This window comes from Williamsia sp. z34, from assembly GCF_059553395.1.
Window position 1 is genome coordinate 87183 of the sequence record NZ_JCANWW010000015.1, and the last position, 6000, is coordinate 93182.

General features: G+C 62.8%; 6 protein-coding genes and 1 pseudogene. 6 read left to right on the top strand and 1 reads right to left on the bottom strand.

Features of this window, described 5'->3' with window-relative positions:
• Positions 1–349 precede the first annotated feature (349 nt).
• The 4 genes and pseudogenes from AC51GT_RS25370 to AC51GT_RS25385 all read left to right on the top strand — a co-directional run.
• Positions 350–421: pseudogene (locus AC51GT_RS25370) on the top strand (hypothetical protein); the annotation flags it as partial.
• Positions 422–513: 92 nt separating this feature from the next.
• On the top strand, positions 514–861 hold the full coding sequence (locus AC51GT_RS25375; RefSeq protein WP_496330543.1) for a hypothetical protein: 348 nt from the start codon (positions 514–516) through the stop codon (positions 859–861).
• Positions 862–977: 116 nt separating this feature from the next.
• Complete coding sequence (locus AC51GT_RS25380; protein WP_496330537.1) at positions 978–1793, top strand: IclR family transcriptional regulator; 816 nt, start codon at positions 978–980, stop codon at positions 1791–1793.
• 953 nt (positions 1794–2746) lie between these two features.
• Positions 2747–3247, top strand: a complete 501-nt coding sequence (locus AC51GT_RS25385; protein ID WP_496330538.1) for a nuclear transport factor 2 family protein — start codon at positions 2747–2749, stop codon at positions 3245–3247.
• A gap of 5 nt (positions 3248–3252) precedes the next feature.
• Here AC51GT_RS25385 and AC51GT_RS25390 read toward each other — a convergent pair whose 3' ends face one another.
• Positions 3253–4002 carry an SDR family NAD(P)-dependent oxidoreductase gene (locus AC51GT_RS25390; protein ID WP_496330539.1) on the bottom strand — a complete coding sequence of 250 codons (750 nt, stop codon included), beginning with the start codon at positions 4000–4002 and terminating at the stop codon, positions 3253–3255.
• An 81-nt stretch (positions 4003–4083) separates the two neighbouring features.
• Here AC51GT_RS25390 and AC51GT_RS25395 point away from each other — a divergent pair, with 81 nt between their 5' ends.
• Both AC51GT_RS25395 and AC51GT_RS25400 read left to right on the top strand, forming a co-directional pair.
• A complete protein-coding gene (locus AC51GT_RS25395; protein ID WP_496327410.1) occupies positions 4084–4668 on the top strand; it encodes a TetR/AcrR family transcriptional regulator in 585 nt (194 codons plus the stop codon).
• A 256-nt stretch (positions 4669–4924) separates the two neighbouring features.
• Complete coding sequence (locus AC51GT_RS25400) at positions 4925–5980, top strand: IS110 family RNA-guided transposase (RefSeq protein ID WP_496323328.1); 1056 nt, start codon at positions 4925–4927, stop codon at positions 5978–5980.
• Positions 5981–6000: the final 20 nt, after the last annotated feature.

The window sequence follows — 6000 nt, forward strand, 5'->3', positions numbered from 1 at the left end:
CACAGCAGAACACCACTGCGAAGCGCGGCGGTGGCCTCGTGACGCAGGCCGAAGGCCCCTGGAAAGGTGGCGCGACATGTCCACCCAACGGAACGGACTGTTGCCGAGCCCGCAACGCCGCTGCATGGTGAGACCAACTCAGACGCGCCCTACTGCGTGGGATATGTGCAATTCGCAATAGCTGGAGCGCAATCGATGAAGAACCTGATGAGCCGGGTGGCAGTGATTACCGGCGGCGCCAACGGAATCGGCTACGGCCTGGCCGCGAAGTTCCTTCACGAGGGATGACGATGTCGCCGGCCTCGCGAGCGCAGCCGAACGGCTCGACGCGCTGGGCGAGGTACTCGCGGTGAAAACCGATGTCGCCGATGCCGAATCGGTACAGGCCCTCGCCGCCGCGGCCATGGAACGCTTCGGCGCGGTGCACGTCGTGTGCAACAACGCCGGCGTCGGCGGAATGCAGCGATTCGCAACCACGACAGTTTCACGACCACCACACCCTGCACCCCGTACGTGGCATCCAAAGCAGTCGTGGTCGCACTGTCCGAAACCATGGCGAACGAATGTGTCGCCGAACTCCCCCACGTCGGCGTGGCGGTCCTATGCCCCGCCAACACCGCCACCTCGATCAGCAACGATGAGCGCAATGCCCCGGCCGGGCATATCCCCCGGTCCCAGGCAGACCCGACGCTCGAAGAACTCCGCAACCAGGTGAACAACGACATCGACAAGGGCTGTCAACCGAGTACGTCGCCGACCTCGAGATGGCTGGCATGGCAGCGGGAAAGACCCACATCTTCCCATCTCCCGAGTGGCTCGACCACTGGCAAGCTCGGGTCGACCGAGTACGCGAACAGCTAGATACCGCGCCCGCCTGACACCGCAGATGCCCCGTGATCAGCGGCGTTGCCAGGCCCTCACGATTCCACATAGAGTGACCCGCATCACTAAGGATGTCGTGACGATCAGGAGTTCCCGTGCGCAACAATCAGGATTCCGGCACACCGGTTTCGGTGGTCGAACGAATATCTCAGGTGTTGTTGACCTTCAACGGGGCCGGTCCACTCACCCTGTCCCAGGTGACCCAGCGGACCGGCCTACCCCGCTCATCGGTCCACCGCCTACTCGAACAACTGACTTCTTCGGGGTGGCTCATCCGCGAAGAACAGACCTACGAACATGGCCCCAGAGTCTACGAGACCGGACAGGCCGCATTCGCGCAGAATCGTTTGTCTCAAACGGCCGCACCGATCATGAGAAGGCTGGCGCAGACCACCGGCTTCGCGGTGCACCTGGGCAGCATCATCGGCGACGATGTCTTGCTTCTTTCCAAGGTGCACGGATCCCGCGCCGGGGCGGCATCTCGGATCGGCGCCCGCGTACCGCTCCATCAGTCGGCGATCGGCAAGGCAATCCTCGCCCACCTCGGCGAGGACCGAATGCCCGTGGCAGATTCGGATCGGCTACCCCGAGCGACAGTCCACAGCATCGGTACCCCTGCCCAACTTCGCGACGAGCTGCGCCGTGTGCGGGATCGAGGCACCGCATTCGATCGTCAGGAAACCGCCACCGGAGTCAGTTGCGTCGCGGTTTCTCTCGGCCCACCCGACCATTATTACGGCAACCGCGCTGCGGTCTCCGTGTGCGGCCCTTCGGAGCTGATGGACCTCACCAAACTGGTTGCGCCAGTCAGGATTGCCGCTCGTGAGATCTGGGACCAGTGCGTGAGTACCCACCTGCGGGCCGATCCGGTGCACAACTGGCGACCACCAAGCGCCCATCGGACCGCCTGAGTCATCAGGGGCAACGGGTACCGGCTCAGCCCACGATGCGCCGGCCGGTCACCCCGCCCGTCCAGCAACGCCTCGATGGTCTGCCTCAATCGCTCATTGCCCACCACTCGATTGGACACCCCGTCGGTCTTGGGTTGACGTTCTTCGGGTACCTCACCAAAGGTTTCAGAGATCACGTCAGTGGTGTGGAGCGTGGGATATACATCCCACTCCTTCATGTCCATACAACGCGGACGAGCCGAAAATGTCCGCTTGATCATCTCGATGGCAATCAAATGATCCACAGGGGCCCAAGGTAAGTGAGTTCGACGTACGACGCGATTACCAGGGTGACGTGCGGCCTCGATCGAGACATCCCGTTCAGTGGAACCCCATGTAACAAAAAACCTTGTCCTCGTTAGTGTTTGGAGGAATCCATCCACAATCGAAAATTGCGCGAGAGTCCCAGCCAGAGGTGTCGAGGTCCGGACCCTGTCGGTCGGCCTCTTACAGGCAGACGCAGTCGAGCGGATCACGGCGGCAACGGCCGATCTCGAAGTCGGATTGTTCATCGCGGCGGAATCTGCTTGTCGGCTCGCTCAGCGGATATCTGGGGTCGGCACAGATCAGCGTCTATTCTGCCGTCAATTCGTTCTACCTCACATTCGCCGAGGGGCTATGGCTCGAGATGCAGGACCACAACGTCGACGTCCTCGAGCTGGTGCTGGGGCTGACTCGCACCCCCGCGATGGCGCGAGCCGACCTGAATATCGAGCTACCGGGGCTCGCCGTGTCAGAGCCCCACGATGTCGCAGCGCAGGGCTTGGCGAATCTCGCCAATGGCCCGGTCGTGGTGGTGAAAGAATTCGAGCGGGGGCCGAGCACATGCGGCTCGACCCCCTTCGAGGATTTGGCGGCTACGATCGAGGGTCGGCTCCGTCTGACCATCGACCATTCCGCCGGAAGGCCATCACATGAGCAAATCCGTCGAGCAACGATTGTCCGAGTTGGACGCGATCGAGGCGATCAAGTCCCTCAAACACCGATATCTACGGGCGTGTGATGCAAAGGATGCCAAGACCTTTCGTGCCTGCTTCATCGCCCACGGGGCGATCATGGACTACGGGGTGCTGGGCAAACACGAAGACGCCGACCCCGTTGCCGAGATCTTCCGTACCGTCGCGCTTCGTAAGGAGCATGACTCGTACCTGATCTTGGAAATGCACCATGCCTTCCACCCCGAGATCACCCTCATCGACGAAACCCATGCAGAGGGCACCTGGACCCTCGCGTTTCGCCGACTTGACCCGTCTGCCCGGACGGAGACTGTCGCGTCCATGGAGTATGAGGACATGTACGTCGTGGAAGAGGGCGAGTGGAAGATCGCCTTCTGCCGTTCGATCCCGATGTGGTCGATGACTCGACCATTGGAAAACTCGATCGAGGTTACGCAGGGTTGGGGCCTGGGCAGGTAACGGTTTCAGACCTGCGATTCGCCACCGTCGACGAACATCTCACTGCCGGTGATGAAGCTCGCCTGTGGCGACGACAGGAACAAGACCGCGTCGGCGATCTCCGACGGCCGACCGAGCCGACCGAGCGGGACCCGTCCCGCCTCCCGCTCCAGCAGGGCGCGAGAGGCCTCCGGATCAGCGGCCAGACCGGCGAGTCCGGGTGTTTCGGTGGGTCCCGGCGTCACCGTGTTGACCCGGATACCTTGCCCGGCGAGTTCGACCGCCCACACTCTGCTGAACTGACGTATCGCGGCTTTGCTCGCCGAGTAGACACCGAACGACTCGGCAGCCCGAGCCGCCGAGGTCGATCCGATCACCACGATCGACGCTCCGGGATTGAGCAGGGGCAACGCCTTCTGCACCGTGAACACCGTTCCACGGACATTGATGCCGAATGTGTGGTCGAAGGACTCGGCGTCGAGCTCGACCAAAGGGGCGAACGTGCCTCCTCCTGCGTTGGCGACAACGACATCGAGGCCGCTTCCCCGTTCGGCGATCGCCGCGTACAACCGGTCGAGATCTTCCAGATCGGCCACGTCACTGCGCAGGCCGGTGATCCCGTCACCCAGTTCGGCTTTGAGCGCGTCGATCTCGCTTTGACGACGACCGGTGACGAACACGTGCGTGCCTTCACCGACCAATTTGATGGCGATTGCCCGTCCGATACCCGAAGTCCCTCCGGTGACCAGCGCGGTCCGCGAATCCATCTGTCCCATGACTTCTCCTCCATAATTATTGACTGACTGGTCCAAAATACACTTATGGACCAGAACGTCAAAAACAGCTAACGTAGACCGGTGGCGCGCCCCAGAAAGTTCAACGAGGACCAGGTCATCGCATCGGCCGGCGAAGTATTCGCGCACAACGGGTACGGCGGCACCACGATGGATGACCTCATGAAGGCGACCGGACTCGGAAAACAAAGCCTGTACAACGCGTTCGGCGGCAAACGCGAACTGTTCCTGAAGGCGCTGTCGGCAAGCGCCAACGACGCCGTCGCCGCCGTGGATCAGGCTTTGGGCGGTCCCGATTCGACCCCGCTGGAACGGATCAGGGCCCAAATGCTGAAAGTCGCCTTCGCACTGACCCAACAGAGGCGCCAGGACTCGCTGTTCACCAAAGCCGTCGTCGAACTCGGCCACCGGGACTCGGACGTGGCCACCTCAGCCCTCGAGGGGTTCACCCGACTCGAAGCGATCTATTGCAACTGCATCGTCGACGCCCAGGACAGCGGCGAGATCGACGCCTCGGCCGACCCGCATACCCTCGCCGCCTATTTTGTGGCCGTCACCCGCGGTATGGAGGTGCTGGCCAACGCCGGCGTCGGCCGACCCGAGTTGACCGCGATCGCCACGACCTCGCTTGACGCACTCCCCCGATGATGTGCCCTCAGTGTGACTCTTGTGTTGCCGCCTGAGCGGTGGTTGGGTCCTGGTCACCTGGTGTTTGGCTCTTGATGTGCCTGCCGGCATCGCATTGATGCGCATGTCTGGTCTTGCAAAAGTTATGCCAACACCAGGTGGGAAGGACCGGCCGATGTGGCTTGATAGGAGCGTGGCAACGCCCCCAACTGAGGATTGCCCACCGACCGGCCCAACCGTCCCTGGTCCCTGTTTCTGAAATCAGGAGGCAACCACCATGGTTGTAGTTGGAGTCGATGTACACAAGAGCTCACACACATTTGTTGCCGTCGATCCCGTCGGCAAAAAGCTAGGCCAACTCACCGCCCCGGCCACCACCGCCGGCCATCATGCCGCGATGCGATGGGCCCACACCCAGTTCGGTACCGACCTGCTCTGGGGCATCGAAGACTGCCGACAGATGTCGACCCGCCTCGAACGCGACCTACTCACCGCCGGCCAGACCGCCGTGCGGGTACCCACCAAAATGATGGCCCACACCCGTGCCTCGGCACGTACCCGCGGCAAATCAGATCCCATCGACGCTCTGGCCGTCGCGCGGGCAGTGCTGCGCGAACCGAACCTGCCCGCCGCCGGCGCCGACCCCCGATCCCGCGAGATACGTCTACTAGTCGATCGACGCGAAGTGTTTGTCGCACAACGCACCTCAACAATCAACCGACTGCTGTGGCGAGTCCATGAAATCAACCCCGCCTACGCCCCCAAACCACGCTCGCTGAGCATGCACAAACACCAACAGATCCTCGCCGCACAGCTGGCCACCGAGACCGGACTGCTGGCCGACATCGCCCGCGAAGAACTCGACGAGATCATCTCCCTGACCACCCGGATCAACACCACGGCCACCGAGATCGGCAAACGAGTCCGCGAACTGGTTCCCTCGCTACTACAGCTACCCGGCTGCGGGGAACTCACCGCAGCCAAAATCGTCGGCGAAACCGCCGGCATCGCCCGCTTCCACTCGGCCGACGCCTACGCCAACTACGCCGGCACCGCCCCCATCCCGGTCTGGTCCGGCAACACCGCCGGCCGCGTCCGGCTACCGCGCTGCGGCAACCGACAACTCACCACCGCCCTGCACCGCATCGCCCTGACCCAAACCCGACTCGAAGACAGCGACGGCTACACCTACTACCGCAAACGCCGCGCCGCCGGCGACTCCACCACCGCAGCCCTCCGAGCACTCCGACGCCGCCTGGTCCGCACCGTCTATCAACGCCTGATCACCGACACTGCGCCCCAACCACGAGCCATTCAGACCGCCGCCGCTTGACATAGGAGCAACTTTTGGCG

What these genes read in the sequence shown, in the direction of transcription:
- AC51GT_RS25400 (WP_496323328.1), top strand. Translation starts at nt 4,925, where the DNA reads ATGGTTGTAGTTGGAGTCGATGTACACAAGAGCTCACACACATTTGTT.
- AC51GT_RS25390 (WP_496330539.1), bottom strand. Translation starts at nt 4,002, where the DNA reads ATGGGACAGATGGATTCGCGGACCGCGCTGGTCACCGGAGGGACTTCG.
- AC51GT_RS25385 (WP_496330538.1), top strand. Translation starts at nt 2,747, where the DNA reads ATGAGCAAATCCGTCGAGCAACGATTGTCCGAGTTGGACGCGATCGAG.